Origin of the sequence: Streptomyces sp. NPDC006551, from assembly GCF_040611675.1 — a bacterium.
Classification (GTDB): Bacteria; Actinomycetota; Actinomycetes; order Streptomycetales; family Streptomycetaceae; genus Streptomyces.
Genome location: NZ_JBEXOT010000003.1, coordinates 21,638 through 42,256, shown reverse-complemented (window position 1 = coordinate 42,256; position 20,619 = coordinate 21,638). Strand labels below are relative to the sequence as shown.

Below are 20,619 nucleotides of genomic sequence, written 5' to 3'. Positions count from 1 at the left end.
GGCCGGCTCTATCCCTCCTCGCCCTATCCCTCCAGGAAGGCCACCAGTGCGTTGGCGAGCAGGAACGGGTCGTCGGCGCCGCACAGTTCGCGTGCGCTGTGCATGGAGAGGATGGCGACGCCGATGTCGACGGTCGTGATGCCGTGGCGGGCGGCGGTGATCGGACCGATTGTCGTGCCGCAGGGCATGTCGTTGCTGGAGACGAACGTCTGCGACGGCACGCCGGCCTTCTCGCAGGCCGCGGCGAACACCGCGCGGCCGCTGCCGTCGGTGGCGTACCGCTGGTTGACGTTCACCTTGAGGATAGGGCCGCCGTTGGCGCGCGGGTGGTGCGTCGGGTCGTGGCGCTCGGCGTAGTTGGGGTGGACGGCGTGGCCGGTGTCGGAGGAGAGGCAGACCGTGCCGGCGAAGGCGCGCGCCTTGTCCTCGTACGCGCCGCCGCGGGCGAAGACGGAGCGTTCGAGGACGGAGCCGAGCAGCGGGCCCTGGGCGCCGGTGTCCGACTCGGAGCCGTTCTCCTCGTGGTCGAAGGCGGCCAGGACCGGGATGTACGGGAGGTCGGTGCGGCCCGCCACGGCCGCCAGCGCGGCGACGCCGGCGTGGACCGAGATGAGGTTGTCCATGCGCGGGCCGGCGACCAGTTCGCGGTCGCGGCCGAGGTAGGAGGGGGCCTCGATGGAGTGGACCATCAGGTCCCAGCCGGTCACGTCCTCGGCGTCGACGCCCGCCTCGTCGGCGACGAAGGAGATCAGGTCGCCCTCGTGGACGTCGCCGAGGCCCCAGATCGGCTGCATGTGACGCTGCCGGTCCAGCTTCAGGCCCTCGTTGACCTGGCGGTCGAGGTGGATCGCGAGCTGCGGGACGCGCAGCACGGCCCGGTCGATGTTGACCAGGTGGTCGCTGCCGTCCCGCAGGGTGATCCGGCCGGCGAGGCCGAGGTCGCGGTCGAGCCAGGTGTTGAGCAGCGTGCCGCCGTAGATCTCGACCGCGACCTGGCGCCAGCCCTGGGTGCCCATGTCGGGCTGCGGCTTGACGCGCAGGTTGGGGGAGTCGGTGTGGGCGCCGACGATGCGGTACGGGGTGTGGGGGGCGGCGCCCTCCGGTACGTACCAGGCGATGATCGCACCGCCGCGGATCACGTACTTCCCGCCCGACGTGCCGTCCCAGGCCGCGGTCTCCTCGACCTGCCGGAATCCGGCCTTCTCCAGGCGCTCGGCGGCGTTCGCCACGGCGTGGTACGGCGACGGGGAGGCCGCCAGGAAGGTCATGAGGTCATCGGTGTGGCCACGGTCGAACGGCTGCGACGGGCGGGAGGGTGCGCTACTCATGCGCTCACCTTACGCACGGTCCGAAAGGCGTCGAGGGGACCCCGGAAAACGGATCGGTCCGGCGGGCGGAGCTGGTACGGAAGGCGGAACGGCCCGCCCCCCTCCCCGGGGACGAGCCGTTCCTGTGTGGACGAGGGTGCGTACTAGAACGCGGCCTCGTCCAGGTCCATCAGCGAGCCGTCGACGGCCTCGGCCAGCGCCCGCTCGGTGGAGACGCCCGGCAGGACGTTGGCGGCGAAGAACTTCGCGGCCGCGATCTTGCCGGTGTAGAACGCCTTGTCCTTGGCGGAGGCGGTCTCCAGCTTCTCGGCGGCGACGGCCGCGCCCTTCAGCAGGAGGTAGCCGACGACGACGTCGCCGGAGGCCATCAGCAGGCGGGTGGTGTTGAGGCCGACCTTGTAGATGTTCTTGACGTCCTCGCCGGTCGCGGTGAGGTCGGTGAGCATCTTGCCGACGATGCCCTCCAGGTCCACGGCGGCCTTGGCGAGCGCGTCGCGGGCGGCGGCCAGCTCGTCGCCGCCGGTGCCGACCGCGAGGAACTTCTTGATCTCCTCGGCCAGCGCGTTCAGGGACGCGCCCTGATCGCGGACGATCTTGCGGAAGAAGAAGTCCTGGCCCTGGATGGCCGTGGTGCCCTCGTAGAGGGTGTCGATCTTGGCGTCCCGGATGTACTGCTCGATCGGGTACTCCTGCAGGAAGCCGGAGCCGCCGAAGGTCTGGAGCGACTGCGCGAGCTGCTCGTAGCCCTTCTCGGAGCCGTAGCCCTTCACGATCGGCAGGAGCAGGTCGTTCAGGCCGTGCAGGGCCTTGGCGTCCTCGCCGGCCGCCTCCTTGACCTGGATCGCGTCCTGCACGGAGGCCGTGTAGAGGACGAGGGAGCGCATGCCCTCGGCGTACGCCTTCTGCGTCATCAGCGAGCGGCGGACGTCGGGGTGGTGCGTGATGGTGACCTTGGGCGCGGCCTTGTCCATGAAGTTCGCCAGGTCGGTGCCCTGGACGCGCTCCTTGGCGTACTCAAGGGCGTTGAGGTAGCCCGTCGAGAGGGTGGAGATCGCCTTCGTGCCGACCATCATGCGGGCGAACTCGATGATGAGGAACATCTGGCGGATGCCGTCGTGCTTGTCGCCGATCAGCCAGCCCTTGGCGGGGTGCTGGTCGCCGAAGGTCATCTCGCACGTGTTGGAGGCCTTGAGGCCCATCTTGTGCTCGACGTTGGTGGCGTAGACGCCGTTGCGCTCGCCCAGCTCGCCGGTCTCCCAGTCGAAGTGGTACTTCGGCACGAGGAAGAGGGAGAGGCCCTTGGTGCCGGGGCCGGCGCCCTCGGGGCGGGCGAGGACGTAGTGGAGGATGTTCTCCGACATGTCGTGCTCGCCGGACGTGATGAAGCGCTTCACGCCCTCGATGTGCCAGGAGCCGTCCTCCTGCTGGACGGCCTTGGTGCGGCCGGCGCCGACGTCCGAGCCCGCGTCGGGCTCGGTGAGGACCATGGTGGAGCCCCACTGCTTCTCGACGGCGATCTGGGCGATCTTCTTCTGCGCCTCGTTGCCCTCCTCGAAGAGGACGCCGGCGAACGCGGGGCCGGAGGAGTACATCCAGACGGCCGGGTTCGAGCCGAGCAGCAGCTCCGCGTACGCCCAGATCAGGGAGCGCGGCGAGGTGGTGCCGCCGATCTCCTCGGGCAGGCCCAGGCGCCAGTACTCGGAGTCCATGAAGGCCTGGTACGACTTCTTGAAGCCGGCCGGGACCGGGGCGGTGTTGGTCGCGGGGTCGAAGACCGGCGGGTTGCGGTCGGCGTCGGCGAAGGACTCGGCGAGCTCGTTCTCCGCGAGGCGCTGGATCTCCTCCAGGACGCTCTTGGCGGTCTCGACGTCCATCTCCTCGAACGGACCGGTGCCGTACACCTTGTCGCGCCCGAGGACCTCGAAGAGGTTGAACTCGATGTCGCGGAGATTCGACTTGTAGTGCCCCATGGCGACGGCTCCGTTAAGGCTCGGGGAGGCGGATGTCCTTGTGCGCGCACTCGTCACACGGCGTACTACCGGTGAGTAGCCCACGCTCTCTACGATGATGCTACCCACCGGTAATAAGAGCAACCCCTGTCCGGACATCTGTGACGTCAATCGCGTACGTCAAGGGGCCCGGGGTGCCGTGCCCGTCCAGGCACTCCTCCTCGGCGGTCCCCCTACTGATCGCCGACCTTGTACTCCGGATCCACGTAGCAGGGGGAGTCGAGGGCCACGTACAGGCCGTCACGGCCCTTCTTCTCCCAGGCCGAGGCGTCCGGACCGGTGGGTACGAAGTCCTCCTCGATCGTCGCCGTGTGGTGCTCCCTGGTGTCCTCCACGTCGAGCTGCATCTGCTGGTTCTTCGACTTCGCCTTCTCGAAGCGGTAGACCTTCCAGCCCCGCTTCGGCAGCTCGTCGTGCAGCCGCCGCAGCGCCGTGCTCAGCTCGGCCTTGGACGGCCCCTCGATCTTCCAGAAGTGCTTGATGCGGTATCCGTGCTCCACGCCCTCACAGGGTGCGGCGTGCGGGGCACCGTTCGTGGCCGTCGCTCCCTTGAGCCCGGCGACGTCGAAGATCACGCTCGACTGCGCCCGCACGAGATCCTTGGCCTCGGCGACCGACAGCTTCCGCGGTTCGTAGTCGAGTGCGTCCTGGTCCATGGCGGTGCATCCTGTCGCGGTCAGAAGGGCGGCGGCGGCAAACAGAGCGAGCCGGGCGGGGTGAGAGCTGTTAATCGGCATGGGTCACCTGACCGTACTTGCCCACGGTTACGCGGGCCTGATGGAGCACACGCTCGGACCGTCGCCGTCGATGAACGACGGCAGGATGCGATGTCGAGCTTCTTCGGCCGGCCTCAGTAGTGCTCGACCGTCTGGCCCTCGGGTACCTGGTAGCAGCCGGAGATCACGTTGACGACCAGGGACGGGGGGTTCTTGTCCCCGCCGCTGTTCTTCCTCCAGAAGCTGATGTGGACGCCGAACTTCCGCTCGTCGTTGTCCGCGGTGAGCTCCAGGTTCTTGGAGGCGCTGCTGTCCTGGCCGTACTTCACGATCTTCCAGCCGTGCTTGGGAAGCTCCTCCTTCAGGCGTTCCATGGCCTGGGCCAGCTCGTCATCCGTCTGGGCGACGAGGCTCCACGGATGGAACATCGTGTAGAACTTCTCCCGGTCCTTGCCCGCGCAGGACTGGACACCGGCGCCGGTCTTGGAAGCCGTTCCCTTCACGCCGATGAGGTCGTAGAGCTCGCTCGACACCTTCTTGATCTCGGTGTTGACCTCGTCCTGCTCGCGTGTGCCGACGACTTTCGTTCCGCTGGAGCCGGAGGACTCGGACATGCTGCATCCCGTGAGTGTGAGAAGGGTGACGGCTACCGCCAGGGCGCCGACCCGGACCTTATTCAACGTGTTCCACCTTGCCGTACTGACCTGTGACGACCGCGGCCTGATTCCTCAGGCTCTGGGTGTTCCGATTCCAGTAGTCGCTGTGACCGCTCGTGTCGGTGGCCATCTGGTTCGCCCCGAACGGTTCGTCGCTCGGGACGAGGAAGACGCCACCGCCCAGGCGCCACTGGCTGCCGCCGTGACCCCAGCGCCCGATGTCGGGCACCTTGTCGCCGTCGGCCTCCTCGTTCCACACGTGCCCCTTGGGCACGTCCATCTCCTCCGCCGAGCCCACCTGGACACCAGGACTTCCCGCAAAGATCACGTCGTCCGCGTGCAGATCGCCCTGCCGGGCCGCCGAGCCGATGAGCGTCGTGCCGTAGGAGTGGCCGACGGCCGTGTTGTGGCTCTGGTCGGGACCGCCCTGGGCTGTCTCCAGGCCCTCCATAAACTTGTTGTAGGCGGGTGCGCCGTCATCGGCGTAGTGGCTGAAGGGGGCGTCCTTGACGATGTCCTGGGGAGCGTCGTAACCGAGCCAGGTGATCGTCGAGACGTTGGTGTCTCCGGGCATCGCGTCCGATTCGCGCCACAGGTTGACCATGCGGTCGATGTTGCCCCCGATGTTGCCGAGGTTCGACGTCGTACCGGGGACGTAGACCGCCGTGTGGTCGGCCGTGTCCGGATTGCCGTTGGCGATGATGGCCCGGCCGTTCTTCTCGGCCGAGAACCCCAGTAGGTATGCCTCCGGCAGCCCTTCCTTACCCGTCTCGTCGAAGCGCTTCTCGATGCTCTTGATGCCGTTGAGGGAGCTGTCCAGCTGCGCCTTGCGGTCGCCATACTCCTTGTTCCACTTGATCCACTCGTCGCTGTAGATCATGCCGACGCGGGGGCCGCCGAAGACCTTCTGCGGGAACGGCTCCGCCGGGATGCCCTTCAGGTCCGTCTGGATCTGCGCCTTCGACTCCGCGAGGACCATCCGGTTCGCGTCGTCGCGGACGGTCGACGGCAGGCCGTCCAGGGCGCCGATCGAGGCCGGGTAGAGCGTGGCGTACTCGTCACGCTGTTCCTGGGTGAGGCCGTTCCACCACTCGGCGTTCTCCTTGGGGGACTTGCCGTTGGGGATCGCGGAGTCGTCGGCGTACTTGCCGGCCGCGTCCTGGAGGGCCTTCGTGTCGGCCGCGGCGTCGACGAGGGCGGCGTCGTCGACGGTGAGGCCCGGCGGGGCCTTGAGCTTGCGCAGGACGGCGGCGTAGCGGCTGTCGATCTCGCCCGCCTCGCGGACCGCGTCGCCGATGCGCTGGGCGATGTCCTCGGCCTTGCCCTTGTTGGCGTCGGCGCTGCCGATGCCTTCGGCCGCCCCCGGCGCGTACGGGACGGGGGCGCCGTGCTGGGCGGTGTTGGTGCCGGGGGCGAGGACGGCGGACTGCATCGGATACTCGACCGAGCCGTCGGGCTTGACCGTGAACTTGAGGTTCTCGGCGTCCTCGAGCGCCTGCTTCAGCTTCTTCTGCGGGGCGGCGAGTTCGGAGGCCAGACCGTTGAGCGCGGTGCGGATCAGTCCGCACTCGGTGTGCAGGTACTGGTAGTTGCGGCTGAGCTGCCGGACGTCCTCGGTCGCGCGAGTGGCGGTCTCGCCCTTCTGCGTGTCGTGGATCTTGGCGAACATGCCGTTGTCGACACGATCCTTGTCGGCGTTGGACCGGGAGCTGATCTTGCCCCAGCCGTCCGCCGCGTCCGTGTACTCGTTCAGCTTCACGTCGCGCAGTTGCTGCCAGGTGGGCACGGCGGCCTCAGCCCTCCTTCTTCGGGGCCGGGGCGGGAGCCTCGGCGGCGATCTTGCGCCGGGTGTCGGTCTCCCGCTCGCCGAAGTCCCGCCCGGCGCTCTTGAGGGCGGATTCCAGCCGTCCGCACTCGTCGCGTACGGAGGTGATGCGGGACTTCCAGGTGCCGAGGATCTCGGTGAGGGCGGCGGAGGAGTCGAATCCGGCCGTTGCGCCTGTGACGCCTTCGTTCGCCGAGTCGAGGTCGGTGAGCGAGGTCGAGGTGCTGGTGCGCAGTTCTCCCGCGGTGTTGCCGGCGGAGTGCCAGGGTCCCTCGTCCGCCTTCAGGTTCGGACCGCCGCTGCCGCCCCCGCCTTCCTGCCCCGGAAGCCCCGCCAGCGTCATCGAGGCGGGCTGTTCCGGCGGTCCGCTCGCGCCGAACAGCTCTTCCCATTGTGCGTTGAGTGCCATGCTCCACCCCCGTGGCGACCGGATTGCTCACGCGAACCTAGCAAGAGACGGCGAGCGGTGTGAAAGGAAGTGTGAAGAACGTTCCGGTGGCGTGGGCGGGCGGTGTCCGGGGGGCGTCCCGGCCCGCCGTATCCGCTCGGCGTGGGCGGTCCGGTCGATAGGCTGGGGCCCATGTACGGATACGGCCAGCACGCAGACGGTAGTGCCGCCCAGCAGCAGTACGCCCCGCCGCAGCAGCAGCCGATGCAGGGCATGCCCGGCGGGATGCAGGGGGGCGGGTACGGACAGCAGGCGCCGCTGTATCCGGAGCCGTCGCCGCCCTCGCTCGCCGACGCCGTACGGGCCTTCACGACCGGGTCGCTGGCGGCCGAGGACTTCCAGCAGATCTTCGCGACCTCGAAGGTCTACTGCCCCCGGGGCGACAATCCCGGCTTCCTCGCCCTGCACAACACCCAGCAGCCGGTCATCCCGATGTTCACCTCGCTGAAGGAGCTGCGGCGGTACGCGGGCAAGGAGTCGAAGTACTTCGTGATCACCGGCGCCGAGGTGATCGACCTGCTGCCGACGGGCTACGGCTTCGTCCTCGACATGGAGGGCGACCACCGGATGGTCTTCGACGCGAAGGCCGTCGAGCAGATGGTCGACTACGCGATGCGGCGGATGTACGGCTGACGGGTCTGACGGGACTGACGGGACTGACGGGACGAGGGTGGGCCGGGCGGGACGCCCACGGTCCGGCGGAGGCTCAAGGAAGTACGGGAGCGCCCGGGAGGAATTCCTCCCGGGCGTTCGGCGTTCCGGGTGGCAGGAAGTTCATTGTTCAACTAAACTGGTCGCACAAGGAGGTCCCGCCATGCCCGCCGTGACTGTCGAGAACCCGCTCACCCTGTCGCGCGTCGCCGCCCCGGCCGACGCCACCCCCCGCCCCGTGCTCGCCGTGACCACGGCACCCTCAGGCTTCGAGGGCGAGGGTTTCCCGGTGCGCCGCGCGTTCGCCGGGATCAACTACCAGTACCTCGACCCGTTCATCATGATGGACCAGATGGGAGAGGTGGAGTACGCCCCCGGAGAGCCCAAGGGCACCCCGTGGCACCCCCACCGCGGCTTCGAGACCGTCACGTACATCATCGACGGGATCTTCGACCACCAGGACTCCAACGGTGGTGGCGGCACCATCACCAACGGCGACACCCAGTGGATGACCGCGGGCTCCGGCCTCCTCCACATCGAGGCCCCGCCGGAGTCCCTCGTCGTCAGCGGCGGAGTCTTCCACGGGCTCCAGCTCTGGGTGAACCTTCCCGCGAGCGACAAGATGATGGCCCCCCGCTACCAGGACATCCGCGGCGGCCAGGTGCAGCTGCTGACCTCGCCCGACGGCGGCGCGCTGCTCCGCGTCATCGCCGGCGAGCTGGACGGCCACGCCGGCCCGGGCATCACGCACACCCCGATCACGATGATCCACGCGACGATCCGGCCGGGCGCGGAGGTGACCCTGCCCTGGCGCGAGGACTTCAACGGACTCGTGTACGTACTGGCCGGGCGCGGATCCGTCGGTACGGAGCGGCGGCCGGTCCACATGGGCCAGACCGCGGTCTTCGGCAAGGGCGGCGCGCTCACCGTCCGCGCGGACGACAGGCAGGACGGCCACACGCCGGACCTGGAGGTCGTCGTCCTCGGCGGCCGGCCGATCCGCGAACCGATGGCGCACTACGGCCCGTTCGTGATGAACAGCCAGGCGGAGCTGCGCCAGGCCTTCGAGGACTTCCAGGCGGGCCGGCTCGGCACGATCCCGGCGGTCCACGGCATGGGCGAGTAGGCCGGACGGCTCCGGTACGGAGTCGGTACGGCGCCGGGCGAGGGTCCTCCCTCGCCCGGCGCCGTTGTTTGACGAGGCGTCACCCGTGCGGACCCGTACCACAGGACGACACGCGGAGGGCCGTGGTCGGCTGGGGCTCGTGCAGACGCAGAAGCCGCAGCCGGAGCCGCCACCACGACCGCGGAGACCGCTCCTTCCCGAGGCCGCCCGACGGGTCGCCGCCTGGTGCGTCGTCGCGCTGCTGGTGACCGGCGTCGCCGCCGTCGGCGTGTGGCTCTGCGTCGTGTTCAAGACGGCCGTCACGCCCGTCCTGCTCGCCCTCCTCGGAACGGCGCTTCTCGGCCCGCTCCACCGGCGCCTGCTGCGCATGAAGGTGCAGAGGTCGCTCGCCGCCGCGATCACCTGTGTCGCCGTGGTCGCCGTCGTGGGCGGCGCCACCTACATCGTCGTCAGCGCGCTCATCGAGACCGGCGACCAGATCATCACCTCCCTGCGCCAGGCCGCCGCGGACCTCGCCAAGCACCTCGGCGCCGCCGGGACCTCCCTCGACGACCTCGCCGAGAACTCCAGGGAACTGCTGCGGAAGTTCGGCGGCACCGCCGCCTCCGGGGTGATCAGCGGACTCAGCGTCGTCGGCGAGATGATCGCCGTCGCCGTCCTCGCGCTGTTCCTCGTCTTCTTCTTCCTCCGCGACTCCGACAAGGCCGTGGGCACCCTCCGGTCCCTCGCCCCGCGTGCCACCGGCGACACGGTCGAGGCGATCGGCCGCCGCGCGTTCGAGGCGGTCGAGGGGTTCATGCGCGGCACCACTTTCATCGCCCTGATCGACGCCCTCGTCATCACCATCGGGCTGCTGATCCTGCGGGTGCCCGGCGCCGTCGGGCTCGGCGCGCTCGTCTTCGTCGGTGCCTACATCCCGTACCTCGGCGCCTTCATCTCCGGTGCCGTCGCCATCCTCGTGGCCCTCGCCGACCGGGGCTTCGTCATCGCGCTGTGGGCGCTCGGCGTCGTCCTGGCCGTGCAGGTCCTGGAAGGCCACATCCTCCAGCCCATGATCCAGAGCCGGACCGTCCAGATGCACCCGGCCGTGGTCATGCTCACGATCACGGCCGGGGCGTCGGTCGCCGGAATCCTGGGCATGCTGCTCGCCGTACCGCTGACCGCCGCCGCGTTCGGCGTGATCGGCGAGCTGCGCAGCCGGTACGGGAACCACGGCGGCGAGACGGCGGTCGGCGAGGTGACCGGAGGCGGGGGCTGAGGCGGGCGCCACCGAGCGCGCCGCCGAATCGGACGGCCTGGTCGGGTCGGTCGGGTCACGCCCACCCGTCGGTTCAGGTCGCCGCGGGCATGCCGCCCGGCTCGAAACTGGCCAGCATCTGTTCGAGCGCGGCCTGGTCCGGGCCCACGAAGGGATCCGAGTCCGGCGCCATCGCGATCGTGTCGATCATCGGAGCCGTCATCCGGACGGCCGGTGGCAGATGCGTGCTGAGGACGATCTCCGGGTTCATGTCTCGTAGCGGATCCACCGTCGCCCGGTACTTCTCCGCGTCCACGAGGTGCACCCACGGGCTGTCCACCGTCGCCCACAGCAGCTGGGCGGCGCGCAGCTCTTCCGGCTTCAGGTCGCTCGCGTGCCCGCTCTCCGCGATCTCCGCGGACGGCATCGGCCCGCCGAAGCAGTCGGAGGTGAAGCAGATCCGGGTCTTGTCGTCGTAGAACCCGACGGTGGCCGGGTTGTCGAAGAGCGGCGGCCGGAAGGCGTGCAGCGAACGGTCGCCGACGTCCATCGACTGGCCGGGATTGAGGAAGTAGACGCGGTCCATGGGCAGTGGGCGCTCGGTGGTCATGATCCCGGCGCCGATGAAGGTGGTCACCACCCGCGCGCGGGGAGCGGCGACGAGGAGGTCGAAGATGCCGCCCGTGTGGTCGCGATCGGGGTGGGTGAGCCAGATCCAGAGGATGTCGGCGGGGTCGACGACGCCGCCGACCGCTGTGACGAAGTCACGGTCCGAGAGGGAGAGTCCGGTGTCGACGACGACCGGCTCCTCGGCGGTGAGGACATAGGCGTTGACGGGGATGTGACCGATCCCCGGCACTTCGAGGCTGTCGGCCAGGACGGTGGTGTCGCTCCCGACCTTGTGGGTGTCCATGGCATGCTCCGTGGTCCCCCCGGCGGCCGTACGGCACCAGTCTCCTCCGACCCGGCACCCGGCGCGCGCCCGACGGCCGAGGGCCCACGGCTGACGGCCCACGCCCGCCCGACGACCGGTGCGGCTGCGGCGGCCGCGGCTGTGCCGGCGTCGACCCCGATCCCGGACCCCGGGCCCGCCCCGCCGAACGTCCGATCCTGGACCCCGGACCCGCGCCATCCAACGCCCGACCCCGGGCCCGCCCCGCCGCCCGCGCGACGCCCGAAGCGCCGCCCCACCCAACGCAGCGACGCCCGCGAAGCGCCGCCCCGCCGCCCGCGCGACGCCTGAAGCGCCCCGCCGTACGCCCGACCCCGGACTCCGGGCCCGCCCCGCCGCCCGCGCGACGCCCGAAGCGCCCCACACCCGCCCTACGCGCAGCAACCCTTCCCCGACGGTGGCTCGTTCAGTTCGAACCAGATCGACTTGCCCTCGCCCCGCGGGTCCACGCCCCACGCGTGCGCCAGCATCTCCATCAGGACCAGGCCGCGCCCCGAGGACGCCATCTCGCCCGGCTGCCGCTTGTGCGGCAGCTCGTCGCTCGTGTCGGCGACCTCCACCCGCAGGCGGCGTGCCTCGTCGTCGCAGGTCACCTCGGCGACCAGCAGCGCGTCGCCGTCCGTGTGGATGAGCACGTTGGTGACCATCTCCGAGACCATGAGGACCGCCGAGTCGATCTGGTCGTCGTCGGTCCAGTCGTGCAGCAGCTGGCGCAGGTGCTGGCGGGCGGTGGCGATGCGCTCCGGCTCGGCCTGGGCGACGGTCATCATCGTGCGGCGCGGGGCCTGGCGTACGGCGCCGCCCTGGCGGGAGAGGAGCAGCAGGGCGATGTCGTCCTCGCGGCGGTCGGCGAGCGGCCCGGTGGTGTGATGCGAGCCGGGGCCGTGGACGGCTTCGACGAGACGGTCGGCGAGCCCCTCCAGGGAGTCGCCGTCGTGCCCTTCGAGGAGCGTACGGACGCGTTCCCAGCCACTGTCCAGGTCGTGGCCGCCGGTCTCCAGGAGCCCGTCGGTGCACATCATCAGGGTCTCGCCGGGCTCCAGGGTGAACCGGGTCGTCGGATAGTCGGTGTCCGGGTCGATGCCCAGGGGCAGCCCGCCGGCGGTCGGCCGCAGCAGAACCGTTCCGTCGGTCATCCGGACCGCCGGGTCGGGGTGCCCGGCCCGGGCGATGTCCACGACACCGGTGACCGGGTCGATCTCCAGGTAGAGGCAGGTCGCGAAGCGCGGCCCGCCGTTCTCCTCGGCCCCGTGCCCGCCCCCGTCGCCGTTGGTGATCCCGTACAGGAAGCGGGAGGCGCGCGAGAGCACCGCGTCGGGCCGGTGGCCCTCGGAGGCGTACGCGCGCAGGGCGATCCGCAGCTGCCCCATCAGCCCGGCGGCGCGGACGTCATGGCCCTGGACGTCGCCGATGACGAGGGCGATCCGCCCTCCGCCTCCGGCGCGGGAGGTGCCGCCGGGGAGCGGGATCATGTCGTACCAGTCGCCGCCGACCTGGAGACCGCCGCCGGTGGGGACGTACCGGGCGGCGACATGGAGGCCGGGGATGCCCGGGCCGAGGACCGGCATCATCGTGCGCTGGAGGCCGAGCGACAGCTCGCGCTCGGACTCGGCGACGCCGGCCCGGGCGAGCGCCTGCGCGAGCATGCGGGCGACGGTGGTGAGGACGGAGCGCTCGTCGGGGGTGAAGGCGACCGGGTGCTTGAACGCGGCCATCCAGGCGCCCATGGTGCGGCCGGCCACGATGAGGGGGAGGTAGGCCCAGGACCGTCTGCCGAATTGCCGTGCCAGCGGCCAGGTGACCGGGAAGCGCCGCTGGTACTCCTCCGGCGTCGGCAGATAGAGCGCCCGCCCGGTCCTGGCGACCTCGGCCGCCGGATAGTCGGTGTCCAGCGACATCGAGCTGAACGGGCCCTCGTCGCCCGCGTTGTGCCCGTGGTGGCCGATGATCGTCAGCCGGTCGCCCGCCACGCCGAAGACGGCCAGCCCGTCCGGCGAGAAGCCGGGCATCGAGAGGGAGGCGGCGACGCGCAGGACCTCGGCGGTCGACCGGGCCTCGGCGAGCGCCCGGCCGGCGTCGAGCAGGAACGCCTCGCGCGAACGGCGCCAGTCGCCGGTGACGGGGGTGCGGGCCGCGGTGCCGGGCTGGGGTTCGGCGACCTCCTGGAGGGTGCCGACGAGCTGGTAGTCGTCGCCCTCGATGAGCGGCTTGGACCGGCTCCGTACGGTACGGATCACCCGGCCGTGCTCGTCCATGATCCGCAGCCGGGCCTCGGCGAGGGTCCCCTCCGCCACGGCCAGGTTCACCACCCCGTCGATCTCGTTCCAGTCGACGGGATGAAAGCGCGAGCGCACGGCCGCCTCGGTGAGCCGGGCGGGTTCGGCGGGCAGCCCGAGGAGCCGGGCCGCCTCTGCGTCGAGCGTGACGATCCCGGACGCGTTGTCCCAGCGCCACAGGCCGGTCGCGATCGCGGCCAGGACGTCCTCGGTGCGCATTGACCTACTTTATGAATATCGGACTCCAGGTCGCCACCGAGAGTATTCGATGAGCGATCTTGGGGCGCCCGGTACCCTTGACGGGCCTGGATATATCCAGGCTCCCCACCGATTTCCGAAGACTGGATGAACGACGATGCATCGGTACAGGTCCCACACCTGCGGCGAGCTCCGCGCCTCTGACGTCGGCACCGACGTCCGGCTGAGCGGCTGGCTGCACAATCGGCGCGACCTGGGCGGCATCCTCTTCATCGATCTGCGCGATCACTACGGCATCACGCAGCTCGTCGCCCGGCCCGGCACCCCGGCCGCCGAGGCCCTGGACAAGCTGACGAAGGAGACCGTCGTCCGCGTGGACGGCAAGGTCGTCTCGCGCGGCGCCGAGAACGTCAACCCGGAGCTGGCGACCGGCGAGATCGAGATCGAGGTCTCCGAGGTCGAGGTCCTGGGCGCGTCCAAGCAGATCCCGTTCACCATCAACGCCGACGACGGCGTGAACGAGGAGCGGCGCCTGGAGTACCGCTTCCTCGACCTGCGCCGTGAGCGCATGCACCGCAACATCATGCTGCGCTCGGCCGTCATCGCCGCCATCCGCTCCAAGATGGTGGCCCTCGGCTTCAACGAGATGGCGACCCCGATCCTGGCCGCGACCTCCCCCGAGGGCGCCCGCGACTTCGTCGTCCCGTCCCGTCTGAACCCGGGCAAGTTCTACGCCCTGCCGCAGGCCCCGCAGCAGTTCAAGCAGCTGCTGATGATCTCCGGCTTCGACCGCTACTTCCAGATCGCGCCGTGCTTCCGCGACGAGGACGCGCGCGCCGACCGCTCGCCGGGCGAGTTCTACCAGCTCGACGTCGAGATGAGCTTCGTCGAGCAGGAGGACGTCTTCCAGCCGATCGAGAAGCTCATGACCGAGCTCTTCGAGGAGTTCGGCGGCGGCCGCCACGTCACGTCGCCGTTCCCGCGGATCCCGTTCCGCGAGGCGATGCTGAAGTACGGCTCCGACAAGCCGGACCTGCGGGCCCAGCTGGAGCTCGTCGACATCTCCGACGTCTTCGAGGAGTCCGAGTTCAAGGCCTTCGCCGGCAAGCACGTGCGCGCGCTGGCGGTGCCGAACACGGGCGACCAGCCGCGCAAGTTCTTCGACGGCCTGGGTGACTTTGCGGTCGAGCAGGGCGCGAAGGGCCTGGCCTGGGTGCGCGTGGGCGAGGGATCGACGCTGACCGGCCCGATCGCCAAGTTCCTCACCGAGGAGAACGTCAAGGTCCTCACCGAGCGCCTCGGCCTGCAGGCCGGCCACGCCGTCTTCTTCGGCGCGGGCGAGTTCGACGAGGTCTCGAAGATCATGGGCGCGGTCCGCGTCGAGGCCGCGAAGCGCGCCGGCCACTTCGAGGAGGGCGTCTTCCGCTTCTGCTGGATCGTCGACTTCCCGATGTACGAGCGGGACGAGGAGACCGGGAAGATCGACTTCTCGCACAACCCGTTCTCGATGCCGCAGGGCGGCCTGGAGGCCCTGGAGACCCAGGACCCGCTGGACATCCTGGGCTGGCAGTACGACATCGTCTGCAACGGCGTCGAGCTGTCCTCGGGCGCGATCCGGAACCACGAGCCCGAGATCATGTTCAAGGCGTTCGAGATCGCGGGCTACTCCCGTGAGACCGTCGAGCACGAGTTCGCGGGCATGCTCCGCGCCTTCGAGTACGGCGCCCCGCCGCACGGCGGCATCGCCCCGGGCGTCGATCGCATCGTGATGCTCCTCGCCGACGAGCCGAACATCCGCGAGACGATCGCCTTCCCGCTCAACGGCAACGCCCAGGACCTGCTGATGGGCGCCCCGACGGAACTGGACGAGGCGCGCCTGCGCGAGCTGAACATCCAGCTGCGCAAGCCGGTGGAGAAGTCCACGGAGAAGTAACCCACAGGTGTGAAGGGCCCGGGATCCACGGATTTCGGGCCCTTGGCATATGCCAATGTGCCGCCATGGCAACAGCGACGAACCCGGCCGCGCGGGCCGGGAAACACGTACCGTGGAAGGCACCACCGATCCGGGAGGAGTCTGTCGTGAGCGTCCTGACTCAGGAAGGGTTCGAAGAACTCGCCCGTCTTGGCGAACGCGTGGACGAATCTCTGCGTCTGGAGTTCATCGACGGGACGATCGGGGAGAAGGCCTTGCCGGACGGCGACCACGGGCGAATCATCGCCTGGCTCACGCGACTGTGCGTCCAGACCAATGCGGGCTGGTGGCTCTACCCCGACCAAGGGCTGAGGGTCGAGAAGTACAGGAAGGGCAACGCCCGTCCCGACGGTTGCCTCGTACCGTTGGAGGCGTTCGTCGGCCAGGGCGAGTGGGCCGACGCCGACGGCGTTCTCATGGTCGTCGAGGTGACCTCCGGCGACTCCGACACCGGCCACCGTGACCGCGTCGAGAAGCCGCGCGCCTACGCCGAGACCGGCATCCCCGTCTACCTCCTGATCGACAGGACCACCGGCGAGGTCAAGGTCCACTCGCAGCCGGACGGGGAGCGGTACGAAATGGTGGCGACGGTGCCGTTCGGGAAGACGGTCACGCTGCCGGAGCCGGTGGGCATGGAACTGGACACCGACCCGCTGAAGAACTGGGTGCGCTGAAAGGTCATTCGCGTACCGAGGCCGAAACGACCGCGGCTGCCGTCCCCCCGAGGGAGCGGCAGCCGCGGTGTGTGGTGCGGGTGGAGCGTCAGTCCTTCTTCGGCTCCTCGAGGCGCGGGAAGAGCACCGCGCCCTTCGTCACCGTCGTGCCCGCCGGGAGCCGGCCCCACTCGCCGGCCGACTGGACCGGCTGGGTGGGCAGGGCGCCCAGGGAGGCTTCGGCGCCCAGGGAGTCCCAGAGCTGCTGGGAGGTCTCCGGCATGATCGGGTTCAGCAGGACCGCGACCGCGCGGAGCGACTCGGCGGCCGTGTAGAGGATCGTCGCGAGGCGGGCGCGGCCCGCCTCGCTGTCGTCCTTCGCGACCTTCCACGGCTCCTGCTCCGTGATGTAGCCGTTGACCTGCTTCACGAAGTCGAAGATCGCCAGGATGCCGCCCTGGAAGTCCAGCTCCTCGCCGATCTTCCGGTCGGCCTCCGCGACCGCCTTGGCCAGGCCCTCGTGGATCGCCGTCTCCGCGTCGCCGTCGGCCGTCGCGGCCGGCAGCGCGCCGTCGAAGTACTTGCCGACCATGGCCGCCACGCGCGAGGCGAGGTTGCCGTAGTCATTGGCGAGCTCGGAGGTGTAACGGGCGGTGAAGTCCTCCCAGGAGAACGAGCCGTCCTGGCCGAACGCGATCGCCCGCAGGAAGTACCAGCGGTACGCGTCGACACCGAAGTGCGAGGTCAGGTCCTGCGGCTTGATGCCGGTCAGGTTCGACTTCGACATCTTCTCGCCGCCGACCATCAGCCAGCCGTTGGCCGCGACCTTGCCCGGCACGGGCAGACCCTGCGCCATCAGCATCGCCGGCCAGATGATCGCGTGGAAGCGCAGGATGTCCTTGCCGATGAGGTGCACGTTCGCCGGGAACGTCTCGTCGAACTTCGCCTGGTCGGAGCCGTAACCGACCGCCGTGGCGTAGTTCAGGAGCGCGTCGATCCACACGTAGATGACGTGCTTGTCGTCCCACGGGACCGGAACGCCCCAGTCGAAGGTCGAGCGCGAGATCGAGAGGTCCTCGAGGCCCTGCTTGACGAAGTTCACGACCTCGTTGCGGGCCGACTCCGGCTGGATGAAGCCCGGGTTCGCCTCGTAGAACTCGATCAGCTTCGGGCCGTACGCGCTCAGCTTGAAGAAGTAGTTCTCCTCCTTGAGGATCTCCACCGGCTTCTTGTGGACGGGGCACAGCTTCGTGCCGTCCTCCGCCTCGATGAGATCGCCCGGGAGCTTGTACTCCTCACAGCCCACGCAGTACGGGCCTTCGTACCCGCCCTTGTAGATCTCGCCCTTGTCGTACAGGTCCTGCACGAACTCCTGGACGCGGTCGGTGTGACGCTTCTCCGTCGTCCGGATGAAGTCGTCGTTCGCGATGTTCAGGTGCTCCCAGAGAGGCTTCCACGCCTCCTCCACGAGCCTGTCGCACCAGGCCTGGGGCGTGACGTTGTTCGCCTCGGCCGTGCGCATGATCTTCTGACCGTGCTCGTCCGTGCCGGTGAGGTACCACACCTTCTCGCCGCGCTGACGGTGCCAGCGCGTGAGCACGTCGCCTGCGACGGTCGTGTAGGCGTGGCCCAGGTGAGGAGCGTCGTTGACGTAGTAAATCGGGGTCGAGACGTAGTACGCCTTCACGCCTTCGCCCCCCTGCTTCTCGGATCCAGTGGCCGCCATGGTCGAAATCCTAACGGGCCGACGAAGATCCACTCACATCGATAAAGGGCCCCGGGAGACGGAGAGGTCCGCGAAACGTTTCCCGGCGTAGAAAGCATCGTGCGCAGCAGCGAGGAAGAGAGCATGCGAGTACTGGTCGCCGAGGACGAGGAGGTCCTCGCGGAGCTGGTCGCCACCGGACTGCGGCGGGCCGGCTTCGCCGTCGACACCGTCTACAGCGGTGACGCCGCCCTCGCCTACCTCGGGCTGTACGACTACGACGTCGTCGTCCTCGACCGGGACCTGCCCCGCGTCCACGGCGACGACGTGGCGCGCGCCCTCGTCGGCGGGGCCGCCAGGACCCGGATCCTGATGCTGACCGCCGCCGCCACCCTGGAGGACCGCGTCGAGGGGCTCGATCTGGGGGCCGACGACTACCTCGGCAAGCCCTTCGAGTTCCCCGAACTCGTCTCCCGTGTGCGCGCCCTGCGGCGGCGCAGCGCCCGTCCCGTACCGCCGCTCCTGGAACGCGAGGGGCTGTGCATGGACACCGTCCGGCGGACGGTGACGCGCGACGGGCGGGACCTCGACCTCTCCCCGAAGGAGTTCTCCGTGCTGCAGATCCTGCTGGAGGCGGACGGCGCGACCGTCTCGGCCGAGGAGCTCCTGGAGCGTGCCTGGGACGCGCACACCGACCCCTTCACCGGCGCGGTACGGGTCTGCATGAGCAAGCTGCGCGGCAAGCTCGGCGAGCCGCCGCTGATCCGTACGGTGCAGGGCGTGGGGTACGCGCTGTGAGCGGCGGTCCGATCGGTTCGGGCTCCACGATCCGGACGCGGATCGCGCTCGTGTACGGAGGGGTGTTCGTCGTTCTCGGCGGGTGCCTGCTGGGGCTCGTGAACCTGCTCTCGCGCGCCGGTACGGAGGGCGAGGCGGAAGCCATCGCGGCGCGCGTGCGGGTGGTGGCACCGTTCGAGACGGTCACCGCGTACCGGCTGAGCGACGACGTCAGCCGGGCGGCCGGCGAGCAGATGCTCATGTGGTCGTGCCTCGCTCTCGTCGTCATGGCCTTCGTCGCGGTCGCGGTGGGCTGGTGGACGGCGGGGCGGGTCCTGCGGCCCGTCCACGAGATGACGGCGCGGGCACGGAAGCTGTCCGAGCGGAATCTGCACGAGCGGATCGCGGCGAGCGGGCCCGACGACGAGCTGAAGGAGCTCGGCGACACGATCGACGCGCTGCTCGGACGCCTGGAGACCGCGTTCGACAGCCAGCGGCGGTTCATCGCGAACGCCTCGCACGAGCTGCGGACGCCGCTCGCCACCCAGCGTGCGGCCATCCAGATCGGGATCGACGACTCCTCGGAGGTCAAGCAGGTGCTCCTCGACAGCAACCGGCGCAGTGAGCGGCTCATCGAGGGGCTGCTGGTGCTGGCGCGGAGCGAGCGGGGGCTGGAGGAGCGGGAGGACGTGAACCTGGGGGCGGTGGTGGCGGAGGAGTGCGAGAGGTACGGGGTGGTGATGAAGGGCGAGGGCGACGGTGGCGGGGTGCGGGGGAACCGGGTGCTGCTCGCCCAGGCGGTACGGAACCTGCTCGCCAACGCCGTCGCCTACAACGTGCCCGGGGGAACGGTGGAGGTGACGGTGGACGGTGGCGCGGTGACCGTCGTCAACACCGGGCCGGTGGTCGCCGCCGGGGATGTGCCGGGGCTCTTCGAACCGTTCCGCCGGGGGGAGGGGCGCGACCGGATGGGGCCGGGGGCGGGGCTCGGTCTGTCGATCGTACGCTCGATCGCCGACGCGCACGGGGGGAGCGTGGAGGCCGTGGCGCGGGGGGCCGGGGACGGGGGCGGCCTGGTCGTGACCGTGACGCTGCCCGTCACGGTCGCCGACCAGGCCGTCGCCCGGCGGTAGAGCCTGCCCGGCGGATCTTGCCGGGGCCGCTCGGCGTGGGAGCCGCCGTCCGGCGTCAGATCTGCCAGTCGGCGAGCAGCCCGCGGAAGAAGGCGGGGTGCGCGGTCTCGGCGGGGGTCGGTCCGGCGAGGAAGGTGCCGGTACGGGGGGCGGTGAGCTTACGGAGGTAGTCGAAGGCCTTGTTGTCCTCGTCGCCCCAGGCCACGAACTGCCAGTGGATCGGGCGCTCGGCGGCCTGGGCCATGGCCTGGGTCGCGGCGGTCTTCGACTCGGGGGCGCCGTCGGTCTGGAAGACGACGAACGCGGGCCGGGTGGGGTCGCTCTTCTCGTGGTGGGCGAGGACCTCTTCGACGGCGCGGTGGTAGTTGGTACGGCCCAGGCGGCCGAGTCCCGCGTTGATCTCGTCGACGCGGCCCTCGATGCCCTGGGGGCGGAGTTCGGCGATGCCGTCGATGTCGGTGGAGAAGAAGACGGCGGTGACGGTGGCGTCCTCGTCGAGGTGGGCGGCGAGGGCGACGGTCTGCTCGGCGAGGCGCTGGACGGAGCCGTCCTTGAAGTAGCCGCGCATCGACCCGGACCGGTCGACGACGAGGTACACGGCGGCCCGCGCCCCGAGAAGCCCCTGCTTCTTGAGCACGGCTCCGGCGGCCTTGTACGCCTCGGCGAGCTGGGGCGCGTCCGCCTTGACCTTGCCGAGCGTGGTGGCGGACCCGGCGCCGGCCTCTGCCGGAGCGTCGGCGGTGACCTCGGTGGTGCCTTCCGCCTCGACGGCCTGCGTGTCGGCCTCCGGCTCGGGGGCGGTTTCGGGCGCGTCGGTCTCGGTGGCGGGCGCGGTTGCCGGTGCGGCGGCCACGGGCTCGGCGGCCTGCGTGTCGGCCTCCGGCTCGGGGGCGGTTTCGGGCGCGTCGGTCTCGGTGGCGGGCGCGGTTGCCGGTGCGGCGGCCACGGGCTCGGCGG

At 70.1% G+C, this 20,619-nt stretch carries 17 protein-coding genes; 7 read left to right on the top strand and 10 right to left on the bottom strand.

Translation table 11 applies throughout. From position 1 onward, the window contains the following. Window positions 1-23: 23 nt before the first annotated feature. The 6 genes from ABZY12_RS04585 to ABZY12_RS04560 form a co-directional block, all read right to left on the bottom strand. A complete protein-coding gene (locus tag ABZY12_RS04585; protein ID WP_356887083.1) occupies window positions 24-1,328 on the bottom strand; it encodes a M18 family aminopeptidase in 1,305 nt (434 codons plus the stop codon). A gap of 143 nt (window positions 1,329-1,471) precedes the next feature. Further along, a complete protein-coding gene (locus tag ABZY12_RS04580) occupies window positions 1,472-3,298 on the bottom strand; it encodes an acyl-CoA dehydrogenase (RefSeq protein ID WP_356887081.1) in 1,827 nt (608 codons plus the stop codon). A 212-nt stretch (window positions 3,299-3,510) separates the two neighbouring features. Further along, window positions 3,511-3,993, bottom strand: a complete 483-nt coding sequence (locus ABZY12_RS04575) for a hypothetical protein (RefSeq protein WP_356887079.1) — start codon at window positions 3,991-3,993, stop codon at window positions 3,511-3,513. Window positions 3,994-4,187: 194 nt separating this feature from the next. Next, a complete protein-coding gene (locus tag ABZY12_RS04570) occupies window positions 4,188-4,667 on the bottom strand; it encodes a hypothetical protein (protein ID WP_356887077.1) in 480 nt (159 codons plus the stop codon). 58 nt (window positions 4,668-4,725) lie between these two features. Beyond that, window positions 4,726-6,495: an alpha/beta hydrolase gene (locus tag ABZY12_RS04565; RefSeq protein ID WP_356887075.1), complete on the bottom strand. Its 1,770-nt coding sequence runs from the start codon at window positions 6,493-6,495 to the stop codon at window positions 4,726-4,728. A gap of 7 nt (window positions 6,496-6,502) precedes the next feature. Continuing rightward, the gene (locus ABZY12_RS04560; RefSeq protein WP_356887073.1) at window positions 6,503-6,943 is read right to left on the bottom strand and encodes a hypothetical protein; all 441 of its coding nucleotides are present in this window, start codon (window positions 6,941-6,943) and stop codon (window positions 6,503-6,505) included. Between the two features lie 171 nt (window positions 6,944-7,114). Here ABZY12_RS04560 and ABZY12_RS04555 point away from each other — a divergent pair, with 171 nt between their 5' ends. The 3 genes from ABZY12_RS04555 to ABZY12_RS04545 all read left to right on the top strand — a co-directional run bounded on the left by ABZY12_RS04555 (window position 7,115) and on the right by ABZY12_RS04545 (window position 10,017). Then, window positions 7,115-7,615 carry an SseB family protein gene (locus ABZY12_RS04555; protein ID WP_356887071.1) on the top strand — a complete coding sequence of 167 codons (501 nt, stop codon included), beginning with the start codon at window positions 7,115-7,117 and terminating at the stop codon, window positions 7,613-7,615. A gap of 181 nt (window positions 7,616-7,796) precedes the next feature. Then, a complete protein-coding gene (locus ABZY12_RS04550) occupies window positions 7,797-8,759 on the top strand; it encodes a pirin family protein (protein WP_356887069.1) in 963 nt (320 codons plus the stop codon). A gap of 139 nt (window positions 8,760-8,898) precedes the next feature. Then, the gene (locus tag ABZY12_RS04545) at window positions 8,899-10,017 is read left to right on the top strand and encodes an AI-2E family transporter (RefSeq protein ID WP_356887067.1); all 1,119 of its coding nucleotides are present in this window, start codon (window positions 8,899-8,901) and stop codon (window positions 10,015-10,017) included. A gap of 73 nt (window positions 10,018-10,090) precedes the next feature. On the opposite strand, the gene ABZY12_RS04540 is transcribed toward ABZY12_RS04545, so the two are convergent. After that, window positions 10,091-10,909 carry an MBL fold metallo-hydrolase gene (locus ABZY12_RS04540; RefSeq protein WP_356887065.1) on the bottom strand — a complete coding sequence of 273 codons (819 nt, stop codon included), beginning with the start codon at window positions 10,907-10,909 and terminating at the stop codon, window positions 10,091-10,093. Window positions 10,910-11,319: 410 nt separating this feature from the next. Then, entirely contained in the window at window positions 11,320-13,443 is a 2,124-nt protein-coding gene (locus tag ABZY12_RS04535) for a SpoIIE family protein phosphatase (RefSeq protein ID WP_356887063.1), read from the bottom strand. Window positions 13,444-13,579: 136 nt separating this feature from the next. On the opposite strand from ABZY12_RS04535, the gene aspS reads away from it, so the two are divergent. Together aspS and ABZY12_RS04525 are read left to right on the top strand one after the other, a co-directional pair. Next, window positions 13,580-15,355, top strand: a complete 1,776-nt coding sequence (gene aspS, locus ABZY12_RS04530) for an aspartate--tRNA ligase (protein ID WP_356887061.1) — start codon at window positions 13,580-13,582, stop codon at window positions 15,353-15,355. Between the two features lie 146 nt (window positions 15,356-15,501). Beyond that, the gene (locus tag ABZY12_RS04525) at window positions 15,502-16,068 is read left to right on the top strand and encodes a Uma2 family endonuclease (RefSeq protein WP_356887059.1); all 567 of its coding nucleotides are present in this window, start codon (window positions 15,502-15,504) and stop codon (window positions 16,066-16,068) included. An 88-nt stretch (window positions 16,069-16,156) separates the two neighbouring features. Here the strand turns inward: ABZY12_RS04525 and metG are convergent, their stop codons facing one another. Further along, on the bottom strand, window positions 16,157-17,773 hold the full coding sequence (gene metG / locus ABZY12_RS04520; protein ID WP_356887057.1) for a methionine--tRNA ligase: 1,617 nt from the start codon (window positions 17,771-17,773) through the stop codon (window positions 16,157-16,159). Window positions 17,774-17,896: 123 nt separating this feature from the next. On the opposite strand from metG, the gene ABZY12_RS04515 reads away from it, so the two are divergent. Beyond that, on the top strand, window positions 17,897-18,550 hold the full coding sequence (locus tag ABZY12_RS04515) for a response regulator transcription factor (RefSeq protein WP_356887055.1): 654 nt from the start codon (window positions 17,897-17,899) through the stop codon (window positions 18,548-18,550). After that, entirely contained in the window at window positions 18,547-19,662 is a 1,116-nt protein-coding gene (locus ABZY12_RS04510; protein WP_356887053.1) for an ATP-binding protein, read from the top strand. Before ABZY12_RS04515 ends, ABZY12_RS04510 begins: the two co-directional genes overlap by 4 nt. A 55-nt stretch (window positions 19,663-19,717) precedes the next feature. Here the strand turns inward: ABZY12_RS04510 and ABZY12_RS04505 are convergent. Next, on the bottom strand, window positions 19,718-20,619 hold a 902-nt coding region (locus tag ABZY12_RS04505), incomplete at its 5' end, for a VWA domain-containing protein (protein WP_356887051.1).